Below are 22,962 nucleotides of genomic sequence, written 5' to 3'. Positions count from 1 at the left end.
TTTCCTACAAACAAGGGGTTTTTCGACCTCATATTTGTAACATAAATGTTACGGGGCCATCATTGACCAGATGCACCTGCATGTCGGCACCGAAGCGCCCGCTGGCCACATCGGCGTGCTGGCCCTTGGCTTGCTGCAAAAGATAGTCGAACAGCTCGGCGCCCAAGGCAGGTGAAGCGGCTGTCGAGAAGCTCGGACGCATCCCACTTCGTGTGTCGGCGGCCAGAGTGAACTGGGACACCAGCAGCAAACCACCCGCTACATCCTTGAGGGACAAGTTCATCTTGCCCTGCTCGTCGCTGAACACCCGATAGTTGAGCAGCTTGTGCAGCAATTTGTCGGCATGTTCGCGGGTATCCCCAGGTTCGACGGCCACCAGCACCAACAAACCCTGGTCGACGGCCCCGACGATCTCGCCCGCTACCTCTACCCTTGCGCCGCGTACCCGTTGCAACAACCCCTTCATGCTTCTTCCAGTGGCAGATCAAGCAAACGGCGGGCCATCTGGTCGGCGGCACGCACCAGCGCATCGGTGATACCCGGCTCGGAAGCGGCATGACCGGCATCGCGAATGACCTTGAGCTCGCTGTTCGGCCAGGCCTGATGCAGCGCCCAGGCGTTGTCCAGCGGGCAGATCACGTCGTAGCGACCATGCACGATCACCGCCGGCAAGTGGGCGATCTTCGGCATGTCACGGATCAGCTGGTCCGGTTCGAGGAAGGCGTTGTTCATGAAGTAATGGCACTCGATGCGGGCGATCGACAACGCCCGCTGAGGCTCGGAGAATCGATCGACCACCAGCGGATTCGGGCGCAGCGTAGCGGTGCGACCCTCCCAGGTGGACCACGCCTTGGCGGCATGCATCTGGGCGATCTGGTCGTTGCCGGTCAGGCGCTTGTGGAAGGCCTTGACCAAGTCACCTCGCTCCTCCGGCGGAATCGGTGCGATGTAGTCCTGCCAGTAGTCAGGGAACAAGCGGCTGGCACCTTCCTGGTAGAACCATTCGATCTCCTGCGGCCTGCACAGGAAAATGCCGCGCAGGATCAGGCCGTGGACCCGCTCGGGGTGGGTCTGGGCATAGGCCAGGGCCAAGGTAGAACCCCACGAGCCACCGAACAGCACCCACTTGTCGATACCCAGGTGCTTGCGAATGCGCTCCAGGTCCTCGACCAGATGCCAGGTGGTGTTGTTCTCCAGGCTCGCATGAGGCGTGGAGCGGCCACAGCCGCGCTGGTCGAAGGTGATGATGCGATACAGGTTGGGATCGAAGTAGCAACGGCTCTGGGCATCGCAGCCCGCGCCTGGCCCCCCGTGGATGAACACCACCGGCAGACCTTCTGGCGAACCGCTCTCGTCGACATACAGCACATGCGGCGCTTCCACGGCCAGATCGTGCCGGGCGTAGGGTTTGATCTGCGGGTACAGGGTCTGCATTACGCACTCCGTGTGAGGATTTAATCTGCCGTTGGGCATCATAAACCTGAATTGGCCTTTGAGCATGTGTCTATGGATAGATCATGTTATGTGCTTGAGCAGAACAGCGGTCCCTAGCATCGGCGCTTTACCGAACGAGGCGCCCGAATGACCACCTTTAGCGACTTGCCGCTGGATAACCACCAGCACCTTCATCCCCACGACCTTATCCTCGCCAAGCTCCCCACCTGGATGCTCAGCGCTGCGCCACACACGTTCGAGCAAATGCGTGCGGCGATCAAAGACGCGCCACACGGTTTCCTGCAAGCATGCGCCAGCAAACCGACGGTCGCACGCCGCCTGGCCCGCGACTATGAGGTCTACCGAACCGCACAGGCGCAGGCACGGTCCCACTTCGAGTCCTTGCCCGACCTGGAGCAGTTCGCCAGGCAACAGCTGACGGCGGCAATGAAAACGCGATTCGACCTCGACCTGGATGTCACCCAGACCTTTCTGTTCAACGCAAGCAAGGCCCAAGCCTACCAGGCGCCCGTCAATGGCGATCCGCTCATTGGCGCCCAGCGGGCCTTCAGGCTTGCGACGCAGTCCTTGCTGCACTGTGCCCTGCAGAATTTTGAAGCAGCCGAAGCGCTGCCTGGGGGGCTCGATGGCGAAACGCTGGTGTCCAGCGTGCTGGACAGCAACGCTTTCCAGGGGCTTCAACCGACTGGCAACCCTGTGCGGCTTGCGCCACACGCGTTCGCTGCGCGGGTGCGCGAACTGGACATTGGCGGCCAATACCAGGCCTTGATCCAGGACGCTTCGACAGCCCTCGCAGCGGCGGAGCAATCGGCGTTCCGCCTCGAGATCCATAGGGCTTATCTCGGCGAGCTGATCGACCAGACCTTGCATGAAGCCCTTCTGGCCTTCGTCGATCATGGCCAGGGCGACTACCAGGGTGGCTACCTGCGATGCGCGTTCCTCAACCTTTTTGAAATACCGCTTACTGGCGCGCTGGTCATCGGTGTCGTGCCGTCCCCAGAGCAGCTCCTGTGGTACGACGCGACCACCCTGCCCTACCAGGACGTTCTGCTCACCTATCTGCCAGGCGCGCCTATACCCTTGAAGGCCCATGCTGGCGTACACCAGGCTCAGGCGCATCTGCGGGAGCAATTGTGGGCCATGGAGGTGCGCCACCTGCAGCAGGCCGTAGCGGCTCGCGACAGCGCCACGTTCATCACCAGGCTGCGCGATTGCCTGCAACCGATCGACTGGACCACGTACACCCCGAAGCCGGGGCATCAGGGTGGCCAGGCCCAGCGGGTACGCGACCCCGACGCCTGGGTCCCGGTCACCTTGCAACCGATCACCCGTCCGCTCGCCGATGAACTGGCCCGTCAGAAACAGCTTCGGTTCAAGGATGACGCGCTGTTCCATGCCGTACCGACTGCGTTCGAGGACCAGAAAAGTGCGCAGAAACGGCGTGCCTATTTCGAGCAACTGGCATTCACCGCACTGAATATCGGTGCGTTCGTCGTACCCGGCCTGGGCGCGCTGATGCTGGGCCTCTCGGCCATCCAACTGAGTTACGAAGTGTACGAAGGCGTCGAGAGCTGGGCAGACGGCGACCGGGATCAAGCATTCGACTATTTGCTGGACGTGGTGGAAAACGTCGCTCTCCTAGGCGTGCTGGGCGCAACGGGCGGAGCCAATGGCACGCCCGCCATCGAGCGTATTTCGGTGGAAACGCCTTCGTTCATCGAAGCGCTCGAACCTGTCACCCTGCCCGACGGCGATACTCGCCTGTGGCAGCCAGACCTCAAGCCGTTCGCTCATGACATTGTGCTGCCTGCCGGCCTCGAACCTGACGAGGCCGGTCTGTACCACCATGACGGCAAGACCTGGCTACCCATCGACGGCGAAACCTACAGGGTCGAACAGTCACCTCCCCAGAATGAATATCGCCTCGTTCACCCCGTCCGTCCTTTGAGCTATGAACCACCGCTGCGTCATAATGGCGCGGGCGCCTGGTTGCATCCCCTGGACCGCCCCGAGCAATGGCAGGAACTGGCATTGTTCCGCCGCGCCAGCCACCTGAGCACAAGGTTCGATGATCGGACAGCGGTGCGCCTGCTGCGTGTGAGTGGTACCGATGAAGATGTCCTGCGACGGACAGTCATCGAGCAGCACCGACTGCCGGGGCCCCTGCAAGACTCGATGACCCGCTTCGAGTTGTACCAGTCGATCACCCAGCAGCCCGCGCTGACAGAGCCCGGCCACATCCATGCCGCATTCCAGGCGCAGTACCTGGAGCAACCCGTCAGCGTCTTCCCCGGCGCCGATACTGTCCGCTCGCGCTACCCGAACCTCCCGAAGCCGGTCATCGAAGAGCTGCTGCAAAACGTCGTGCCGGACGAACTGGCCGAGCTGCGCACGGGAAGAATCCCTCGGCGCCTCGCCGAAGAGGCCCGCCTGCTGCAACAGCAGGTAAGGCTCAATCGCGCCTATGAAGGCCTGTACCTGGAGAATGTGCGCAACTGGGATACCGACCTGCTGGTCCTGCACACCCTGGAAGGCCTGCCTGGCTGGTCACCCGATATCGCTATCACCCTGGAGCAGCGCCTGCATTCACCGACCCAGGCCGACAGCATTGGCCCGCATGATGCGTCGGGACGCAAAACGATCATCTGCACGCACACCGGTTACGTCGTGGTGGACAGTGACAGCCTCGACCAACCGATTTTCGCTCACGGCTCACTGTACGGGGCTCTATTCGAAGTGCTTGCACCCACGCAGCGCCAGGCGCTGGGCGTAACGCATGGGCAGGCGCTCAAACGATTGGTTCAGCAAGGCACTCCATTAACGCGTGCGGCCTTGCGCAAGGTGCTGGGAATGCAGCCTGTGCGTCCAGGTTTTCGCTCGCCCATGCGCCTGGCGGATGGCCGCATCGGCTACCCGCTGGGTGGCACTCGCCCTCGCATCACCAGCATTTCCCGGCAAACGTTGCTCAACGCCATCCGCCAGATAGGGCTTCACGCACCAGTCCCCAGGCCTGCCGAACAGACCTTGGCCGCCCTGGAAAGCCGAGGCATGACACGCACCTCGATCAACGACCTGCTACAAAACCTGATGGGCCAGCGCAATCAGTTGCACAGCAGCCTCGGGCAATGGCGGCGACTGGCCGAACGCATGCCCCATCAGCCGGCTGATCACTTGGAGCGACTGCTAAGCACCATTTCGCAGTACTGGTACGACAGTGCATTTGCTCCGGCCAGTCAGCCGCTGCGGCTCGAACGCCTGTCCTTGCTCGAATTCCCGCTCAATTTGCCGGAGTTCTTCACCGAGGGCGTTACCGACCTGCAACTGGTCGACACATCACCCGAAGCCTTCGAAGGCTGGACTCGGCACGCGCCACAACTGAACAACCTGCTGCGACAGTTTTCGAACCTGAGGACCTTGGACATCAGCCGCGCCTATCGACCTGATGCGCCGCCCTCTCCGTTCCAGTTCAGCCTGCCACTGATTGCCCAGCACGTTCATTCACTCGAATCGCTCAGCCTTACCCATCAGAACCTGTCGCTGTCGGCAACGGACATCGACAGCCTGATGACACTGACGAGCCTGCGACGCCTGGACCTGAGCGGTAATCGGCTGTCGGAGGAATACCCACCCAGCTTCGACGAACTGACGCTGGATTACCTCGGCCTGGACAATATGAACCTGGACCATTGGCCACGCGGCCTGGGCTACAACGCCGTCAGCCACATACGTCACATTTCCCTGCGCAACAATCAGATCAGGGTGTTGCCCAACCTGCTCCTGAGCAACCGCGTCAGCGTCGCCGAGCATGCCCAGCTCTCTTTGCAGGGCAACCAGATCTTCGAGGACGAGATGCAACGTGTGCTGCTGAGCGAAGATGGTCGCGCAGCCCGCTTCGAAATGGACCAGACCGCCGATTTCAGGGCCCACCTCGCGCTGCTGCTGGAGCGGCGGCAGCAGTTGCGCGACCTTATCGATAACTACGTCAATGCCTCCAGCTCGACCGCTATCCTCAGTCAGGCGGTAATGGCCAGTCGAATGCGCATCGCAACGGCCCTGTCCGATTTCTGGCACAACCAAGAGATCGGCCTGACGCGCTCGCCACTGCGCCTGGAGGGCATTTCACTGGAACATTTCCCCAGGCGTTTGCCCGCGTTCTTCACAGACCAGGTACGCAGCCTCACACTGGAGCGCGTCAGAGGCACCAGCAACCAGTTGAGCGAACTGCTAGGCCGCTTCGCGCAGGTCACTCGCCTGACCGTCGACAGTTATCTCCAGGCACAGCAGACACTGCCGTCGGCACTGCTGCGTCTGCCCAACCTGACCGAACTCGCACTGCGCAACTCGGGGCTGGAGATCGACCAGGCCGTACTCGATACGCTTGGGCGCCTGCACAGCCTCGATACACTGGACCTCAGCGGTAACCGGATGGGCCAGATCACCACCACGCCGCCGGCCCTGCGCTCGTTGCGTCGACTGGACCTGAACGAGATGGGCTTGAGGCATTGGCCCAGCTGGGTCGACAGTCTGCTTCCCCTGGAGATGCTGGACCTGAGTGACAACCGCCTCACCGAATTGCCGGCGAATGTCCTGGCCAACCTCGATAGCGACCTTCCCATCAGCTCGATCCTGTTGCTGAACAACCCACTGACCGACGAAACGGTCTACCGTGCCCGGCTGTCTTCGGACAGTCAGCGCAGTTTTACCTTCGCCATGGATGCTCCAGACTCTTCGGACGACGGCGATTGGTTCGGCCATTTCCATTCGCCCGTGCTCGACACGCTCAGCGATGAGCCACGCCTGGACGACTGGCTGCTGGCATCGGAGGTCGAAAATCAGGCCATGAGCGATTGTTGGCAGCAACTCGAAGCATCCGGCGCGGCAAACGACCTGTTGATGCTGGTGGGTCGCCTGAAAAATACCGCGTCTTACCAGAACGGCAGCACTCGCCTGGCGTTCTGCGAGCGGGTGCGCAAGGTGCTGGTCCAGGCCTTGCTCAACCCGGACGACCTGGTGTTGTTCAACCTCCAGGCCAGGGAAGCCCTGCCCCAGGAGAACGGTAGCCAGACCTGCCATGACGGGGCACTGCTGGCTTTCAAGAACATCGAGTTCTACATGGCCAACCAACGCTTGCAGATCGACGGGGTCGATTCCGAGGCCAACCTGTACCGGGAGGTACGACGCCTGTATCGCCTGCACACGCTGGACGAAGTGGCCAAGCGGGAGACCGGCGACAGGGACGAAGCGGAGGTGCGCCTGACCTACCTGCGCGAGTTGAACGTCCCCCTGGAACTCGGCCAACCCGTGGACAGCCTGCGCTATGCGATCAACGCCAGCATCGAGGAACTGACCGATGCGGAGTTGCAGGTACAGCGTGGCGAACTGGGCGAGGACTTCCTGCACTTCGCCGAAGGGAACGAGCGCTGGGTGCAACACCTGCGCCTGACCCACGCCGAACGGTTCGCCGATATCGAGAACACCTATCGCGCCCAGGTAACCGAACTGTCGGAGCAACATGCCGACAGCCCGCTCAGCACCCTTACCGAAGCGCTCGAAGCCTTGGATCGCAGCAAGAAAGCTCGCGAATCACGGCTGATCCGTGAACTCACCGCTTTTGCAAACCCTGATCGCCGACCACGCTCGACAAGCGCGTAGCCGCCACCCACCTCACCAGGCCAGCCTGCGCAGACTGCTCCACGGCACTGCGCAGGCCGTACCCGGCCATCAGCCAGGGTAGCGTCCACGCCCCCAATCGAGCATCGCCGTGAGCAATTGCCTCAGCACCTTCTGGGTTGGCGCTGCGAGGTCTTCGCGGTAGGCGAAGGGTTCCACCTCCTCCATGTAGGTACTTTGCGCCAGCTCAAGCTGCACCGCATGGACATGCGAGGCCGGCTGACCGTAGTGACGGGTGATATGCCCGCCCTTGAAACGCCCATTCAGAACGTGGGTGTAACCCTTGGCCTCGGCGCAAACCTTCTCCAGCCGCTCGGCCAGCTGAGCATCGCAACTGTTGCCGTTGAAGGTCCCCAGGTTGAAGTCGGGCAACGTGCCGTCGAACAAGTGCGGAATCACCGAACGGATCGAGTGGGCATCCCACAACAGGGCGTAGCCATGGATTTCACGCAGGCGCGCCAGCTCGTGACGGACAGTGTCGTGGTAGGGACGCCAAATTCGCTCCAGGTAGGTCTTGCGCTCTTCGCCACTGGGCGCCAGGCCGTCCTTGAACAGAGGCTCGCCGTCGAACAGCGTGGCCGGATAAAGGCCAGTGGTAGCACCAGCGTACAGGGGCTTGTCATCGTCGGGACGATTCAGGTCGATGACAAACCGCGAGTACTCCGCCGCTACGACGCTGGCACCCAGCTCACGGGCAAAATCGTACAACCGGGGGATATGCCAGTCGGTATCCGGCAGGCTGCGGGCCTGATCGACCAGCCCATCACGCACCGTGGCAGACAGTTTCAGGCCGGCATGGGGCATGCTGATCAGCAACGGCAGCGTGCCTTGGTGGAAACTCAGTACCTTGTCCATCTCGTCTCGCTCAATTGGAAATCTCGTGACCCATGCGCACGATACGCTTGGGCAAGTCCCCCCCGAGCCAGTAGGCCAGGTCGGCGGGGCGCTCGATCCGCCAGGCGACGAAGTCCGCCGCCTTGCCAGGCTCCAGCGAACCGTGACTGGCCCCCAGGCCCAACGCCATGGCGGCATGCAGGGTCACCCCTGCCAGCGCCTCCTCCGGCGTCATGCGAAACAGCGTGCAGCCCATGTTCAACATCAGCCGTAACGACAGCCCAGGCGAGGTGCCGGGGTTGAGGTCGCTGGCCAGGGCGATTCTCACGCCATGACGGCGCAGGGCATCCATCGGCGGCAGTTGGGTTTCACGCAGGAAGTAGAAGGCGCCTGGCAGCAAGACGGCCACCGTGCCGGCCTTGGCCATGGCAATTGCATCGTCTTCGGTCATGAACTCCAGATGATCTGCCGACAACGCCTGATAGCGTGCCGCCAGGCTCGAACCGTGCAGTGACGACAACTGTTCGGCATGCAGCTTGACCGGCAGGCCCAGTTCGCGCGCCTTTATGAACACCCGCTCCACCTGGTCGGGCGAGAACGCCAGGTGTTCGCAGAAGGCATCCACGGCGTCCACCAGCCCTTCCTCGGCCAGCGCAGGCAGCATCTCGTCACAGATGTGGGCGATGTAGTCATCCGCCCTGCCGGCATACTCCGGCGGCAGGGCGTGGGCCGCCAGGCAGGTGGCGCGCACGGCCACCGGCAGCTCTTCGGCCAAGCGCCGCACGACGCGCAGCATCTTGCGTTCGTTGGCCAGGTCCAGGCCGTAGCCGGACTTGATCTCGATCGCCGTCACGCCATCGCGCATCAGCGCCTGGACTCGCTGCCTGGCACTGGCGAACAACGCGTCCTCGCTGGCTGCACGTGTGGCCCGCACGGTACTGGCGATGCCGCCGCCTTGCGCGGCGATCTCGGCGTAGCTCACGCCTTGCAGGCGCTGCTCGAATTCACCGCTGCGATTGCCGCCAAACACGGCGTGGGTGTGGCAGTCGATCAAGCCTGGAGTGACCCAGGCGCCGTTCAGGTCCACCGTGCGGTCGATCTCTAGCGTCGGCAGTTCGCCACGCGGGCCGATCCATTCGATCAGCCCTGCGCTACTGACAATGGCCGCGTCCTCGATGATCGAGTAGCTGCCTTGGGCCATGGTTGCCGCGTGGCAGTGCTGCCAAAGCGTTCTCATATGGGTACTCCTGTCAGAGGCTTGGCAGCACGCCGGCCGGCAACAGCGCGGTCAATTTGCCTTCAGCCAACAAGGCGCTGGCCACTTCGATGTCCGGCGAGAAGAAGCGGTCGCGGTCATAGTGCGGCACCTCGCGGCGCAGCACCTGGCGCGCCTGCTCCAGTTTCACCGAGGTTTTCAGCCCCTCGCGCAGGTCCAAGCCCTGACAGGCGCCCAGCCATTCGATGGCCAGCACGCCCCGGGTGTTCTCGGCCATTTCCCACAGACGCTTGCCAGCGGCCGGCGCCATGGACACATGGTCTTCCTGGTTGGCCGAGGTCGGCAGGCTGTCGACACTGTGCGGATGGGACAGGGCCTTGTTTTCGCTGGCCAATGCGGCAGCGGTGACCTGGGCGATCATGAACCCTGAGTTCACCCCGCCGTTTTCCACCAGGAACGGCGGTAGCTGGGACATGTGCTTGTCCATCATCAGCGAGATGCGGCGCTCGCTCAGCGCACCGATCTCGGCAATCGCCAGGGCGATGTTGTCCGCGGCCATGGCTACCGGTTCGGCGTGGAAGTTGCCACCGGAAATCACATCGCCCTGCTCGGCGAATACCAATGGGTTGTCGGACACGGCATTGGACTCCACTGCCAGCACCTGCGCTGCCTGACGCAACTGGGTCAGGCAAGCCCCCATGACTTGAGGCTGGCACCGCAGGGAGTACGGGTCCTGGACCTTGCCGCAGTTCTGGTGCGAGCGCGACACTTCGGTCGAGTCGCTCAGCAAATCACGGAAGCAGGCTGCGGTGTCGATCTGTCCAGGCTGGCCGCGCGCCGCATGGATGCGGGCATCGAACGGTGCACGCGAGCCCAGCGCGGCTTCCACGGTCAACCCACCACAGGCGATGGCCGCGGCGAACAGGTCTTCGGCCTGGAACAGCCCGCGCAAGGCGTAGGCGGTGGAGGCCTGGGTGCCGTTGAGCAGCGCCAGACCTTCCTTGGCAGCCAGGGTCAGCGGCTCGAGGCCCGCCACAGCCAGGGCTTGGTTGGCGGGGAGCCATTCACCTTGGTAGCGCGCCTTACCTTCGCCCAGCAAGACCAGCGACATGTGCGCCAGCGGTGCGAGGTCGCCGGAAGCACCGACCGACCCTTTGAGCGGGATGTGCGGGTAGACCTCGGCGTTGACCAAGGCAATCAGCGCATCGATCACCTTGCGCCGGATGCCCGAGAAACCGCGGCTCAGGCTGTTGATCTTCAGCACCATGATCAGCCGCACCATGGCATCGTCCAGTGGCGCGCCGATGCCGGCTGCATGGGACAGCACCAGCGAGCGCTGCAAGTTCTCCAGGTCGTGGCTGGCGATACGGGTCGAGGCGAGCAGACCGAAACCGGTGTTGATGCCGTAGGCAGTGCGGTCTTCGGCGATGATGCGCTCGACACAGGCGACGCTGGCGTCGATCCCAGCGTCAGCACTTGGGTCCAGCGTCAGCCGAACCGGTGCATGGTGGATCCGGCGCAATTGGGCCAAAGTCAGGCTGCCGGGAACGAGGTTGAAAGCTTCCATGTGCTGGCTCCTTGTTATTTTCAGTTCAGCGCCGACAGCACAGGCTGCGGCAACCGGGGATCTTTGAGCAGGGCTGCGGCACAGGCGATGTCCGGTGCCAGCCAACGATCCTGCAGGTAGGCCGGAACCTGTTTGCGCAGCAGGCGCCAGGCAGCGTCGGTACCGACGCCGAAGCGCTGCTCCTTGAGAAACTCGAAGGCCTGAGCTGCCAGCAGGTACTCGATGGCGAGGATCTGCGTGCAGTTTTCCAGGACTTGGTGCAGCTTCAAGGCGGCGTTGGTGCCCAGGCTCAGGTGGTCTTCCTGCAAGCCCGAGGTGACGAAGTTGTCGAGCACCGCCGGTTGCGCCAGCTGACGGTTCTGTGCGCACAGCGAGGCCGCGACGTACTGGGCGATCATCATGCCCGAGTTGACTCCAGGGTCGCTGACCAGGAATGCCGGCAGGCCGCTGACATGCGGGTTCACCAGACGGTCCAGACGGCGCTCGGCGATCGAGCCGATCTCGGCCATGGCGATTGCCAGAAGGTCCGCCGCCATGGCCACCGACTGGCCGTGGGGGTTGGCCTGAGAGACCACGCGGAAATCGTCCGGCGTGCCCAGCAGCAACGGGTTGTCGTTGGCACCGTTGAGTTCCGCCTCGATCTGCCGCACCGCGTGGGCCAATTGGTCACGGGCAGCGCCATGCACCTGCGGGATCGAACGAATGCTCAGCGCATCCTGGGTGCGGATACCCTTGCTGGTGGCGATCACTTCGCTGCCTTCGAGCAAGGCGCGCAGATTCGCACCCACCACCTGCATGCCCGCATGAGGTTTGAGGGCGATGATCTCGGGGTCGAAGGCGGCGATCTGACCACGCAACGCTTCGAAACTCATGGCCCCGATCACATCGGCCCATTGCAGCAAGCGGCTGGCATCGTCCACGGCCAAGCTGGCCAAGCCGGTCATGCACGGCGTGCCATTGACCAGGCACAGGCCGTCCTTGGCACCCAGCTGGACAGGCTCCAGCCCTTCGGCACTCAGGGCCTGGGCGGCTTCCACGACCTGCCCGCGATAGCTGACCCTGCCGATACCCAGCAGGCACACACCGACATGGGCCATGTGGGTCAGGTAGCCCACCGAACCCTGGGACGGCACCTGCGGGGTGATGCCGTGGTTGAGCAGTGCAAGCAGCGCTTCGACCACGCCACGCTGCAGGCCGGACTTGCCATGGCTGTAGTTGACGATGGCGGCGCAGATGATCGCCCTGGTCTGCTCATCGGGCAGCGCCGGCCCCACGCCGCAGGCGTGACTGAGCAAGGTGTTGCGCGACAGCGCGCTCAGTTGCTCGCCTTGCAGCGATACGTTGCACAGCGCGCCGAGGCCGGTGTTGACCCCATAGGCACGCTCACCACTGTCGACGATATGCCGCACGATGGCCTGGGCGTTGTCGATACGCGCCCACACCAAAGGTGCCAGCTCAAGGCGCGCGCCATGGCGGGCGACGGCGGCGATGTCCTGCCAGCGCACCGGGGCGCCAGTGATGACGACGGTTTCAGCTTGCGACATGGCGCTCCTCATACCGCAACCGCGCGGCGCTGGACAAAACGGTCGACGTATTCGTCGGCCGGGTTGTGAAGGATCTGGTGCGGCGTACCGACCTGGATCAGGCGGCCATCCTTGAGAATGGCGATGCGGTTGCCAATGCGCACGGCTTCATCCAGGTCATGGGTGATGAACACGATGGTCTTGTGCAGCGTTTTCTGCAGTTCGAGCAATTGGTCCTGCATTTCAGCGCGGATCAGCGGGTCCAGGGCGCTGAACGCCTCGTCCATGAGGATGATGTCGGTGTCCGCCGCCAAGGCCCGGGCCAGGCCGACGCGCTGGCGCATGCCGCCCGACAGCTGGTGCGGATACTTCTTCTCGTAGCCCTTCAGACCGACGGTCTCGATCCACTGCTGAGCGCGCTCTGCGCACAGTTGCTTGCTCTCGCCCCGCACCTTCAGGCCATAGGCGACGTTGTCCAGCACGTTGCGGTGCGGCAACAGGCCAAAACTCTGGAACACCATGCTGATCTTGCGCCGGCGAAACTCGCGCAATGCTTCCATGTCGTATTTCAGAATGTCCTCGCCATCGACCAGGATCTGCCCACTGGTGGGGTCGATCAGCCGGTTGAAGTGGCGCACCAGGGTCGACTTGCCGGAACCGGACAAGCCCATGATTACGAAGATCTCGCCGCTGCCGATGGATAGCGACAGGTCGTTGACCCCGACCACGCAACCCGTCTGCGCCAGCACCTGCTCCTTGCCCTGCTTGTTGCGGATCAGTTGCAAGGCTTCCTCGGCACGGTCGCCGAAGATCTTGAAGACGTTCTTCACCTCGATCTTGCTGATCGCCTGCGTGCTCATTTGCTCACCTCGTGGCGTGGCCGGCCATAGGCCTGGGTAATGCGGTCGATCACCACCGCGAGAATGACGATCGCCAGACCCGCTTCGAGGCCGCGGCCGACGTTCAGGGTCTGGATACCGACCAGCACGTCTTCGCCCAGCCCCCGGGCGCCGATCATCGAGGCAATCACCACCATCGACAGCGCCATCATGGTGGTCTGGTTGATGCCGGCCATGATGCTGGGCAATGCCAGTGGCAACTGCACGCCGAACAGCTGTTGCCAGCGGTTGGCGCCGAAGGCGTTGATGGCCTCCATCACTTCACCGTCGACCTGACGAATCCCCAGGTCGGTCAGGCGGATCAGGGGCGGCGCGGCGTAGATCACCGTGGCGAAGATCGCCGGCACCTTGCCCAGGCCGAACAGCATCAGCACCGGAATCAAGTACACGAAGCTTGGCATGGTCTGCATGATGTCCAGCAATGGCATCAACACTGCGCGCAAGCGGTTGCTGCGCGCCGACAGGATGCCCAGCGGAATGCCCACCAGCACCGAGATCACGGTGGCGACCAGCATCAGTGCCAACGTCTGCATCAACTTGTCCCAGAGGCCGACAGCGCCGACCAGGAACAACAAGCCGGTGATCACCAAGGTCGGCAGTACACGCCGGGTGGCGTGCCAGGCGATGACCGCCACCACCCCCAGCATCAGCCACCAGGGTGTGGCACGCAGCAGGCCTTCGAGACTGACGATGGCCCATAGCAGGGTGTCGGAAATGTGCCGGAACACATCGCCGTAGTTGGTCACCAGGGCGTCGACCCAGCCGTTGACCCAGTCGGCGATGGAGAATGTCAGGTTGTCAGGAAACATAGGTTCCACTCATCAGCTGAGGACGCTCAGAGCGCCGCGTTGATCTTCTTGGCGGCATCCGTGCTGACCCAGGACTGCCAAACTTCAGGATGTTCCTTGAGGAACGTCTTGGCCAGTTCTGGCGATTCGATCCGATCCTTGGTCATGCGCGCCAGGTTCTGGTTCAGCAGGTCGATCGGCAGATTGACCTTCTCCAGCACCGCGACCAGTTCGGGGGCTTGCTCGTGGAACGCTTTCGACAGACCGACCTTGATGGTCACGGACTTGTCCACGCCTTCCTTCTCTTGCAGCTTGACCAGGTCGACCTGGCCCATCAGCGGGGTTGGGGTCCAGTAGTAGAAAAGAATCGGCTCGCCGCGCTTGTAGCTCGACAGCACGGCAGCATCCAGTGCCGGGCCAGTACCTGGACGGAAGTTGGTGTAGCTGCTTTCCAGGCCGTACTCCTTGAGCATCTTGGTGTTGTCCAGCTCACAGGTCCAACCGGCAGGGCAGTTGTAGAAGCGGCCTTTGCTCGGCTCCTCCTGGTCCTTGAACACGCTGGAATACTTGGCCAGGTCGGCGACGTTCTTCAGGTCTGGCGCCTTGGCTTCGAGCTTGCGCTTGGCATCGCCCTCGATCACGTAGCGCGGCACGTACCAGCCCTCTTGCGCGCCCACCACAGGGGCGCCGACACCTACCACCTTGCCGGCGGCTTCGGCCTTGTTCCAGACCTCGCTGCGGCCTACCCACTCCTCGGCGAACACCTGGATGTCATTGGTGCCCAGGGCGTTCTCCATGGTGATGGAGTTGCCGGGCAGGCTGTCGGTCTCGCAGCCGTAGCCGTGCTTTAGCACGAACTGCATCACGTCGGTCAGCAGCATGCCGCTTTCCCAGTTCAGCCCGGCGAACTTCACCGGCTTGCCGGATTCACACCAGCCCGCGGCCTGGCTGCTACCGGCAGCACCGAGCAGACCAAGGGCGAACAGCGAGGCGAGCAGGGTCTTGTTGGTTTTCATTGCGTGACGCTCCCAAACTTGAAAGTGGAAATCGGCAGGGCTCGAAAAAGGGGGACGAGGCCACGTGACGGACCATTGCCGGCAAATCGGCTCCCTCAGGGCTCAACACCGTACCTGTAGGAGCCGGCGTACCGGCCATGGTCTGCACAGCAGCCTCAGGGCCCGTCAGCCAGTGATCATCGGCAGGTTCAGCCCCTGCTCTTTGGCGCAATCAATCGCAATCTGATACCCCGCATCGGCATGGCGCATCACGCCAGTGGCCGGGTCGTTGGTCAGTACGCGGGCGATACGCTCGGCGGCTTCGTCGGTACCATCGCAGACAATTACCATGCCCGAATGCTGCGAGAAGCCCATCCCCACGCCGCCACCATGGTGCAGCGACACCCAGGTGGCGCCACTGGCGGTGTTCAGCAGGGCGTTGAGCAGCGGCCAGTCGGACACCGCATCCGAGCCGTCGCGCATGGCTTCGGTTTCGCGGTTGGGGCTCGATACAGAACCCGAGTCCAGATGGTCACGGCCAATCACGATCGGTGCCGACAGTTCGCCGCTGCGTACCATTTCGTTGAACGCCAGGCCCAACTTCGCGCGCAGACCCAGGCCAACCCAGCAAATACGCGCCGGCAGGCCCTGGAAACTGATGCGTTCGCGGGCCATGTCCAGCCAGCGATGCAGGTGGGCATCGTCCGGGATCAGTTCCTTGACCTTGGCGTCGGTCTTGTAGATGTCCTCGGCGTCGCCGGACAGCGCCGCCCAGCGGAACGGGCCGATGCCCCGGCAGAACAGCGGACGGATGTAGGCCGGCACGAAGCCTGGGAAGTCGAAGGCGTTGCTCACACCCTCTTCCTTGGCCATCTGGCGGATGTTGTTGCCATAGTCGAAGGTCGGGATGCCCTGTTTCTGGAAGTCGAGCATGGCCTGGACGTGCACGGCCATGGACTGCTTGGCGGCCTTGACCACAGCGGCGGGCTCGGTCTGGGCGCGATCACGGTACTGCTCCCAGGTCCAACCGGCTGGCAGGTAGCCGTTGAGCGGGTCGTGGGCGCTGGTCTGGTCGGTGACCATGTCCGGACGTACGCCACGCTTGACCAGCTCGGGCAGGATCTCGGCGGCGTTGCCGTGCAGGGCGATGGAGATGGCCTTGCCTTCGGCGGTGTACTTGGCGATGCGCGCCAGGGCATCGTCCAGATCGGTGGCCTGCTCATCCACGTAGCGGGTCTGCAGGCGGAAGTCGATGCGGCTCTGCTGGCATTCGATGTTCAGCGAGCAGGCACCTGCCAAGGTCGCGGCCAGCGGCTGGGCGCCGCCCATGCCGCCAAGGCCGGCGGTCAGTACCCACTTGCCCTTGAGGCTGCCGTTGTAGTGCTGGCGGCCTGCTTCGACGAAGGTTTCATAGGTGCCCTGAACGATGCCCTGGCTGCCGATATAGATCCAGCTGCCAGCGGTCATCTGGCCGTACATGGCCAGGCCCTTCGCATCCAGCTCGTTGAAGTGTTCCCAGTTGGCCCAGTGCGGCACCAGGTTGGAGTTAGCGATCAGCACACGCGGGGCGTTGGCGTGGGTCTTGAACACACCGACCGGCTTGCCCGATTGCACCAGCAGGGTTTCGTCGTCATTCAGGTTGGTCAGGCTCTCGACGATCTTGTCGTAGCACGCCCAATTGCGCGCGGCGCGGCCAATACCACCGTATACCACCAACTCCTTGGGGTTCTCCGCCACTTGTGGGTCGAGGTTGTTCATCAGCATGCGCAGCGGCGCTTCGGTCAGCCAGCTTTTGGCGGTCAGCTTGTTGCCACGCGGGGCGCGGATCTCGACGTCACGGAATTTGTTCAAGTTGTTGTCAGTCACGAAAAGTGCTCCTTGAGCGATCTATCCAAACCCGACGTGATCGGCGGGCCAGTGGTGCGTTGGGTCAAACGCGAGAGGGACGGCCTATCCACTTTCGCGCACTTGGCTTTACTTGTACATACAAGCATATGCAATTGAATTGCCAAGTCACTTTTCCCAGCGCGCGACAGCGGCCCCGCGGCTGCTTGAAAGCCACGTCATTCAAGGGTTACGGGATGTGAGAAAAATCTGGGGAGGCGTTGCGGTAGAGGATTCAGGCCAAGGCGGCATTGCGCCACCCTGGGGCATTCGGTAACAAATTGTGCGATCGCAGTGCGTTACCGGGAAACGTCGCTCAGTTCGATGACACAGCACAAGCCAGTGATCGCCAGTTCCATCAGGCGCTCATTACCGCTCAGGTGCAGGCAGTCATAGCGGTCGAGGTTATCCACAGGCTGGCCACCGACACTGACTTGCAGTTGCGCCTGCCCGCTGAACACCAACACAGTGCCGGCAGCACTGAACAGCCGGGTACTGCCGTTGAACCATTGCAGGCGCGCACGGTAACGCTCGGGGGCATAGATGAGGTTGAAATCACGGATCGGCCCACCCAGCAGGTGACAACTCACCTGGCTCTGGCCATCGAAGGCGAACGCATCGAGCGGTAACAATGGCCGTGACGCGACGCCATCGACACTGAGGCGCATGCCGTCACCCTGCAGCACGGTGATGATCCGCTGGTAGCCGGCGAAGCTGGAAAATCCGCCGGATGCTTCAATGTCGGCAATGGAAAGGCGCCAGCCGAAACCGTCCAGGCCATCACCCGCATCGCGCGTGATTTCTTCGGTGAAACCGCCACCGTTCTTCCAAGGCATGCGCGGGTAGTCCCGTGCGCGTAACAACTGCAGCTGGCTCATTTGCTGAAACGTCCTTCCAGGCGATGACGGGAACCGGGGTGAATCAACCGAGCGGCGGTCACGGGCAGACGACCGGACCAAGTACGCCGACGGATCAGCAGGCAAGGCTCGCCACGCTCGATCTGCAGTAATTGGCACTCATCGGGTTCGGCGAGAATGGCCTCGACCACATGCTCGCCTTCTGTCAGTGGCGCAACCTGGGACAGGTAGGCATACGGGGTCTGCCGGGTAAAATCCTGCTTGAGGTAGTCCGGGGCGATGGCAGCGTTGACATAGCGGTCCTCGATTTGCACCGGTACGCCATTCTCGTAGTGCACGATCAGCGAGTGGAACACCCGCTGGCCTTCGCGCATGTCCAGGGCCAGCGCCCGCTCGGAACCGGCCGCCTCTTCGGCAAGGGTGATCACCTGACAGCTATGCTGGTGGCCCCGGGCGGCAATTTCGTCGGCGATGTTATGGACTTCGAACAGTGCCGAGCGGGTCTTGGGTTCGGCGACGAAGGTACCTACGCCCTGCATGCGGACCAGCAAGCCCTCTGCGGTCAGCTCGCGCAGGGCGCGGTTGATGGTCATGCGACTGAAGCCCAGTTCGCTGACCAGCTCGCTTTCCGAGGGAACCCGGTGGTGTGGCGGCCAGCTGCCGTTTTCGATCTGCTGGACGATCATCTGCTTGACCCGGGCATACAGCGGCGCCGGCCCTTCGCCCATCTGGGCGACCAGCGTGGAGACAGGAGGTGTCGGCACGGCGTTTGGTCCTTGTGCGAATTGATTGAGCGGTAGCTTGCCGGAGTTTACCCGGCAGGCAAACGGCTGTATATGTATATACAAGCTGAACAATAACAGGATCGCCACATGCCCGCCTACTTCGCCGAACGCGCCCTCCTGCCCAACGGTTGGGCTAACGATGTCCGTCTGGAGGTCGCTGTCGATGGCCACCTGACAGACGTGCAAGCCAATGCCAGCGCTGAGGGCGCCGAACGGTTGCACGGGCCGCTGTTGCCGGGCATGCCGAACTTGCACTCCCACGCATTCCAGCGCGCCATGGCAGGCCTGGCCGAGGTGGCCGGCAATCCCAACGACAGCTTCTGGACCTGGCGCGAGCTGATGTACCGGATGGTCGGCAAGATCTCGCCGGAGCAACTGCACGTCATCGCCCGCCAGCTTTACATCGAGATGCTCAAGGCCGGTTATACCTCGGTGGCCGAGTTCCACTATGTCCATCATGACCAGGCAGGAAAGGCCTACGCCGACCCCACCGAGCTGTCCCGGCGCATCAGCGCCGCCGCCACCAGCAGCGGTATCGGCCTGACCTTGCTGCCCGTGCTTTACAGCCATTCAGGCTTCGGCGGCCAGGCCCCCAATGAAGGCCAGCGCCGCTTCATCAACACCACCGAACAGTACCTGGCCCTGCAGGCACAGCTCGCCCCTGTCCTGGCGGCCCAACCCGCGCAGCAGCTCGGCCTGTGCTTCCACTCCTTGCGTGCGGTTACCCCTGGGCAGATCGACCAGGTGCTGGCAGCGACCAATCAGCAGTGCCCGGTTCACATCCACATCGCCGAACAGCAGAAAGAAGTGGATGACTGCCTGGCCTGGAGCGGCCTGCGCCCACTGCAGTGGCTGTACGAGCACGTAAGCGTCGACCCGCGCTGGTGCCTGGTACATGCCACCCACGCCATTGCCGATGAAGTGGCGGCCATGGCCCGCAGCGGTGCCGTCGCAGGCCTGTGCCTGACCACCGAAGCCAACCTGGGTGATGGCATCTTCCCGGCGGTGGATTACCTGGCTGAAGGTGGACGACTGGGCATCGGCTCGGACAGCCATGTCTCGCTGAGCGTAGTGGAAGAACTGCGCTGGCTGGAATACGGACAGCGCCTGCGGGACCAGCGGCGCAACCGTCTGCATGGTGAACGCCAGCCGATGGTGGGACGTACGCTGTATGACGCAGCGCTAAGCGGCGGGGCCCAGGCGCTGGGCCAGACCATCGGCACCCTGGAACGGGGCAAACGGGCCGACTGGCTCGTGCTCGACGGGCAGGACCCGTACATCGCCACTGCCGATGGCGACGCCATTCTGAACCGCTGGCTGTTTGCCGGTGGAGATCGTCAGGTACGGGATGTAATGGTCAATGGTCAGTGGGTAGTGCGTCAGGGGCGACATGCCCAGGAAGAGGAAAGCGCGCGGGCGTTCGCACAGGTGTTGCGGCAGCTGTTGGGATGACGTGTCGAGAAATGGCCCTTTCGCCGGCAAGCCGGCTCCTACGAGGAGCTGGATGCCGGCGAGGAGGCTGGCATCAATGCATCTGCACGATCTGCTTGTCGGCCGTGCGCCAGATCAAGCGACTGGTGTCATAACCCTGCTGCCGGGCTTTGGACAACAGGTTCTCGCGCTCCCAGGCCGGCAAGGTCGGCGTGCGCGAAAGAATCCACAGGTACTTGCGGTCCGGGCTGCCGACGATTGCCGTGCGGTAACGGTCATCCACGTACAGGATCCAGTACTCGCCCTTGGTCAGACCCGGTACCAGGCGGGTGAACCAGTTATCGAATTCCACCCATAACTTGTCGGTATGGCCAGGCTCCTGAATGTTGGCATGCCCCTCGGCGCGCAACCACTCGTCGCCCATTGTCCGGCACCGGTTGAGCACGCCATACGAGCCATCCTGCTTGAGGTTGTAATGGGCCTCTGACTGGGCACATTCGCTCTGGTAAGGCATTGGCAGTCGGGCCAGCTCGTACCACTTGCCTTGGTAACGCTTGAGGTCGACGTTGCCTGCGGTCTTTGGTGCCAGCGGGTCGTTGGCCGACGTGGCGCACCCCCCCAGCAGCATCACCAGGCACAGACCCAGCAGCAGGTGCAGACGCTTCATTTGAGACCCTGCCCTGAGTACATCAGAACCCTGTCAGCTGCGTACTGCACGCTGATGAAGCTCTTTTCGTCCCCCCAGGTGCAGCTGCTCATGCCCAGTGCGCCAGAGCACTCGGTGGGCGTGCCGAGCAGTTGCTCGACCTCGGCCTTGTTCATACCGGCCTTGAGCTTGGAATAGTTTTCCTGATTGATCTTGCTGCACGCAGTCAGGACGACGCACAAGGACAACAGGGCGAGGGAACGCAACGACATGAAGGGACACTCCTGGACAAGTAGGTGCAGGCGAGTGGCCTGCAGTGTCCTTCGACGGGAAAAACCCTCCCTGGTTCCCTGGATGCCACCCTTTACACATGCACCGTCGGTCGGCTGGCGCTGCGCAAACGATTAAGGTTTCCTTGCGCCAGGTCGACACAGCGAGCGGCGCTGTGGCGGATTGCCACACCCTCTCCCTCCGACTTGCCTTGCGCAGACCGTATTCATGACCAAGAACCTGAAGTTCAGCCACAAGATTCTGCTGGCCGCCGCCCTCGTGGTAGCGGTCGCCTTCACCTGTTTCGTCCTGTTCAACGACTACCGACAACGTCAGTCGCTGCGCAGCGATACGCAAGCTACCCTGAGGGACCTGGGCAATCTGACGGCGGGCAACATCCACAACTGGCTCGACAGCCGCATCCAACTGCTCGACTCGCTGGCCCAGCAAGTCGCGCTGGACGGCCCTGGCAAGGCCAGCCTCGACCGCAGCCTGTCGCTGCCGGTGTATGGCAGCAACTTCCAACTCACCTACTTCGGCGGCCAGGATGGCAGCATGCAGTCGGTACCGGTCGGCAACCGCGCCGCCGACTACGACCCTCGTGCAAGAGGCTGGTACAAGGCCGCCAGCGCCGCCAACCGGACCATCGTCACCGAACCCTACATCTCGGCATCCGCCGGTAAGCTGGTGATCACCCTGGCCACGCCGGTGCAACAGGCTGGCAAGCTGATTGGCGTCAGCGGCGTAGACACCGACCTGCAGACCATCAGCAACCTGATCAACACCCTGGACTTCGATGGCCGCGGGCATGCATTTATCGTCAACGGCGAAGGCAAGATCCTGATCCACCCCAAGGCCGAACTTGCGCTCAAGACCTTGGCCGACGTCTATCCAGGCACTCCGCCGCGCACCACCAGCGGCCTGCAGGAGGTCGAGCTGGACGGGCGCAAGCAGTTCATCAGCTTCACCCATGTCGACGGCGTACCCTCTGCTGATTGGTACGTGGCACTGGTCCTCGACCAAGACGCGGCCTTCGCCATGCTGGGCGAGCTACGCACCTCGGCCATCGTCGCGACCCTGATTGCGGTGGTGGTGATCATTGGCCTGCTGAGCCTGCTGATACGCGTGCTGATGGAGCCACTGCACTTGATGGGACGCGCGATGCATGACATCGCCGAAGGTGAAGGTGACCTGACCCGCCGCCTGACCATTCATGCTCAGGACGAATTCGGCAGCCTCGGCAAATCGTTCAACCGCTTCGTCGAGCGAATCCACGAGTCCATCCGCGAAGTCGCCTCGGCCACTGGCCAGGTCAATGCGGTAGCGGCACAGGTGGTGTCGGCCTCCAATGCCTCGATCGACAATGCCGACCAGCAGTCCAGCCGCACCAGCAGCGTGGCCGCGGCCATCAACCAGCTGGGTGCCGCGGCCCAGGAAATCGCCCAGAACGCGGCGCTGGCCTCGCAGCATTCCAGCGAAGCACGAGGCCTGGCCGAGGATGGCCACCAGGTGGTTGGTCGCACGATAGAGGTGATGAACCAGCTGTCGGCGCGCATCAGCGACTCCTGCGGCAACATCGAAACGCTGAACGCACACACCGCGAACATCGGCCAGATTCTCGATGTGATCAGCGGTATTTCCCAGCAGACCAACCTGCTGGCGCTCAACGCCGCGATCGAAGCTGCTCGCGCGGGCGAGGCCGGACGTGGTTTTGCCGTGGTGGCCGATGAGGTACGCAACCTGGCCCATCGCACCCAGGAATCGGCACAGCAGGTACAGCGCCTGATCGAAGAGCTGCAGGCCGGCGCGCAGGTGGCGGTCAGCACCATGAACCAGAGCCGACAGCACAGCGACCACAGCGTTGGCATCGCCAATCAGGCGGGTGAACGGTTGAGCAGCGTGACCCAGCGCATTGGGGAAATCGATGGCATGAACCAGTCGGTCGCGACCGCTACCGAAGAACAGACTGCCGTGGTGGAGTCGATCAACGTCGACATTACCGAGATCAATGCATTGAATCAGGAAGGCGTGCAAAACCTGCAGAGCACCTTGCGTGCCTGCACCGACCTCGAACACCAGGTGGAGCGGTTGAAACAGCTGGTGGGGAGTTTCCGGATCTGAGATGGCGGGCCGCATCGCCGG

The 22,962-nt window shown here is 62.9% G+C and carries 17 protein-coding genes and 1 pseudogene; 4 read left to right on the top strand and 14 right to left on the bottom strand.

What is annotated here, in order from left to right:
* Positions 1 to 28: 28 nt before the first annotated feature.
* Together dtd and pip are read right to left on the bottom strand one after the other, a co-directional pair.
* Positions 29 to 466 carry a D-aminoacyl-tRNA deacylase gene (gene dtd / locus H620_RS0120090; RefSeq protein ID WP_023378302.1) on the bottom strand — a complete coding sequence of 146 codons (438 nt, stop codon included), beginning with the start codon at positions 464 to 466 and terminating at the stop codon, positions 29 to 31.
* Complete coding sequence (gene pip, locus H620_RS0120085) at positions 463 to 1,434, bottom strand: prolyl aminopeptidase (RefSeq protein ID WP_023378301.1); 972 nt, start codon at positions 1,432 to 1,434, stop codon at positions 463 to 465. Before pip ends, dtd begins: the two co-directional genes overlap by 4 nt.
* A gap of 147 nt (positions 1,435 to 1,581) precedes the next feature.
* Here pip and H620_RS26025 point away from each other — a divergent pair, with 147 nt between their 5' ends.
* Entirely contained in the window at positions 1,582 to 7,107 is a 5,526-nt protein-coding gene (locus H620_RS26025; RefSeq protein ID WP_049818835.1) for a dermonecrotic toxin domain-containing protein, read from the top strand.
* Between the two features lie 69 nt (positions 7,108 to 7,176).
* On the opposite strand, the gene hutG is transcribed toward H620_RS26025, so the two are convergent.
* From hutG to hutC, 10 genes are all read right to left on the bottom strand, one after another.
* Positions 7,177 to 7,980 (bottom strand): N-formylglutamate deformylase, encoded by an 804-nt coding sequence (hutG, locus tag H620_RS0120075; RefSeq protein ID WP_027907933.1) that lies wholly within the window; start codon positions 7,978 to 7,980, stop codon positions 7,177 to 7,179.
* A gap of 10 nt (positions 7,981 to 7,990) precedes the next feature.
* On the bottom strand, positions 7,991 to 9,196 hold the full coding sequence (gene hutI, locus H620_RS0120070) for an imidazolonepropionase (protein ID WP_027907932.1): 1,206 nt from the start codon (positions 9,194 to 9,196) through the stop codon (positions 7,991 to 7,993).
* Between the two features lie 13 nt (positions 9,197 to 9,209).
* Positions 9,210 to 10,742, bottom strand: a complete 1,533-nt coding sequence (gene hutH / locus H620_RS0120065; protein WP_023378297.1) for a histidine ammonia-lyase — start codon at positions 10,740 to 10,742, stop codon at positions 9,210 to 9,212.
* A 20-nt stretch (positions 10,743 to 10,762) separates the two neighbouring features.
* Positions 10,763 to 12,286 carry an HAL/PAL/TAL family ammonia-lyase gene (locus H620_RS0120060; RefSeq protein WP_023378296.1) on the bottom strand — a complete coding sequence of 508 codons (1,524 nt, stop codon included), beginning with the start codon at positions 12,284 to 12,286 and terminating at the stop codon, positions 10,763 to 10,765.
* 8 nt (positions 12,287 to 12,294) lie between these two features.
* Entirely contained in the window at positions 12,295 to 13,125 is an 831-nt protein-coding gene (locus H620_RS26020) for a quaternary amine ABC transporter ATP-binding protein (protein WP_023378295.1), read from the bottom strand.
* Entirely contained in the window at positions 13,122 to 13,973 is an 852-nt protein-coding gene (locus tag H620_RS0120050) for an ABC transporter permease (RefSeq protein WP_023378294.1), read from the bottom strand. Before H620_RS0120050 ends, H620_RS26020 begins: the two co-directional genes overlap by 4 nt.
* Positions 13,974 to 13,999: 26 nt before the next feature.
* Positions 14,000 to 14,968: an ABC transporter substrate-binding protein gene (locus tag H620_RS0120045; RefSeq protein WP_023378293.1), complete on the bottom strand. Its 969-nt coding sequence runs from the start codon at positions 14,966 to 14,968 to the stop codon at positions 14,000 to 14,002.
* Between the two features lie 165 nt (positions 14,969 to 15,133).
* Complete coding sequence (hutU, locus tag H620_RS0120040) at positions 15,134 to 16,813, bottom strand: urocanate hydratase (protein WP_023378292.1); 1,680 nt, start codon at positions 16,811 to 16,813, stop codon at positions 15,134 to 15,136.
* Between the two features lie 317 nt (positions 16,814 to 17,130).
* Complete coding sequence (locus H620_RS0120035) at positions 17,131 to 17,709, bottom strand: HutD/Ves family protein (protein ID WP_023378291.1); 579 nt, start codon at positions 17,707 to 17,709, stop codon at positions 17,131 to 17,133.
* The gene (hutC, locus tag H620_RS0120030; protein ID WP_177325254.1) at positions 17,706 to 18,416 is read right to left on the bottom strand and encodes a histidine utilization transcriptional repressor HutC; all 711 of its coding nucleotides are present in this window, start codon (positions 18,414 to 18,416) and stop codon (positions 17,706 to 17,708) included. Before hutC ends, H620_RS0120035 begins: the two co-directional genes overlap by 4 nt.
* A gap of 144 nt (positions 18,417 to 18,560) precedes the next feature.
* On the opposite strand from hutC, the gene H620_RS0120025 reads away from it, so the two are divergent.
* Positions 18,561 to 19,925: a formimidoylglutamate deiminase gene (locus H620_RS0120025; RefSeq protein ID WP_023378289.1), complete on the top strand. Its 1,365-nt coding sequence runs from the start codon at positions 18,561 to 18,563 to the stop codon at positions 19,923 to 19,925.
* Between the two features lie 73 nt (positions 19,926 to 19,998).
* On the opposite strand, the gene H620_RS0120020 is transcribed toward H620_RS0120025, so the two are convergent.
* Together H620_RS0120020 and bamE are read right to left on the bottom strand one after the other, a co-directional pair.
* The gene (locus tag H620_RS0120020; RefSeq protein ID WP_023378288.1) at positions 19,999 to 20,571 is read right to left on the bottom strand and encodes a lipocalin family protein; all 573 of its coding nucleotides are present in this window, start codon (positions 20,569 to 20,571) and stop codon (positions 19,999 to 20,001) included.
* The gene (bamE, locus tag H620_RS0120015; RefSeq protein WP_023378287.1) at positions 20,568 to 20,822 is read right to left on the bottom strand and encodes an outer membrane protein assembly factor BamE domain-containing protein; all 255 of its coding nucleotides are present in this window, start codon (positions 20,820 to 20,822) and stop codon (positions 20,568 to 20,570) included. The genes H620_RS0120020 and bamE overlap by 4 nt, the downstream gene beginning before the upstream one ends.
* Before the next feature lie 226 nt (positions 20,823 to 21,048).
* On the opposite strand from bamE, the pseudogene H620_RS27895 reads away from it, so the two are divergent.
* Both H620_RS27895 and H620_RS27890 read left to right on the top strand, forming a co-directional pair.
* Positions 21,049 to 22,086: pseudogene (locus H620_RS27895) on the top strand (HAMP domain-containing protein); the annotation flags it as partial.
* 66 nt (positions 22,087 to 22,152) lie between these two features.
* Positions 22,153 to 22,941 carry a methyl-accepting chemotaxis protein gene (locus H620_RS27890; protein ID WP_374374106.1) on the top strand — a complete coding sequence of 263 codons (789 nt, stop codon included), beginning with the start codon at positions 22,153 to 22,155 and terminating at the stop codon, positions 22,939 to 22,941.
* The last annotated feature ends 21 nt before the right edge of the window (positions 22,942 to 22,962 follow it).

The organism is Pseudomonas taiwanensis DSM 21245 (genome assembly GCF_000425785.1).
In the GTDB taxonomy this organism is placed as follows: Bacteria; Pseudomonadota; Gammaproteobacteria; order Pseudomonadales; family Pseudomonadaceae; genus Aquipseudomonas; species Aquipseudomonas taiwanensis.
This window is presented reverse-complemented; position numbering and strand designations above follow the sequence as displayed.

Coding starts and splice junctions, on each gene's coding strand:
- H620_RS0120050 (WP_023378294.1), bottom strand. CDS start 13,973: ATGTTTCCTGACAACCTGACATTCTCCATCGCCGACTGGGTCAACGGC.
- bamE (WP_023378287.1), bottom strand. CDS start 20,822: ATGTCGTTGCGTTCCCTCGCCCTGTTGTCCTTGTGCGTCGTCCTGACT.
- H620_RS0120060 (WP_023378296.1), bottom strand. CDS start 12,286: ATGTCGCAAGCTGAAACCGTCGTCATCACTGGCGCCCCGGTGCGCTGG.
- hutG (WP_027907933.1), bottom strand. CDS start 7,980: ATGGACAAGGTACTGAGTTTCCACCAAGGCACGCTGCCGTTGCTGATC.
- H620_RS26025 (WP_049818835.1), top strand. CDS start 1,582: ATGACCACCTTTAGCGACTTGCCGCTGGATAACCACCAGCACCTTCAT.
- pip (WP_023378301.1), bottom strand. CDS start 1,434: ATGCAGACCCTGTACCCGCAGATCAAACCCTACGCCCGGCACGATCTG.
- hutC (WP_177325254.1), bottom strand. CDS start 18,416: ATGGGCGAAGGGCCGGCGCCGCTGTATGCCCGGGTCAAGCAGATGATC.
- H620_RS0120035 (WP_023378291.1), bottom strand. CDS start 17,709: ATGAGCCAGCTGCAGTTGTTACGCGCACGGGACTACCCGCGCATGCCT.
- dtd (WP_023378302.1), bottom strand. CDS start 466: ATGAAGGGGTTGTTGCAACGGGTACGCGGCGCAAGGGTAGAGGTAGCG.
- hutH (WP_023378297.1), bottom strand. CDS start 10,742: ATGGAAGCTTTCAACCTCGTTCCCGGCAGCCTGACTTTGGCCCAATTG.
- H620_RS26020 (WP_023378295.1), bottom strand. CDS start 13,125: ATGAGCACGCAGGCGATCAGCAAGATCGAGGTGAAGAACGTCTTCAAG.
- H620_RS0120020 (WP_023378288.1), bottom strand. CDS start 20,571: ATGAAGCGTCTGCACCTGCTGCTGGGTCTGTGCCTGGTGATGCTGCTG.
- H620_RS0120045 (WP_023378293.1), bottom strand. CDS start 14,968: ATGAAAACCAACAAGACCCTGCTCGCCTCGCTGTTCGCCCTTGGTCTG.
- H620_RS0120025 (WP_023378289.1), top strand. CDS start 18,561: ATGCCCGCCTACTTCGCCGAACGCGCCCTCCTGCCCAACGGTTGGGCT.
- hutI (WP_027907932.1), bottom strand. CDS start 9,196: ATGAGAACGCTTTGGCAGCACTGCCACGCGGCAACCATGGCCCAAGGC.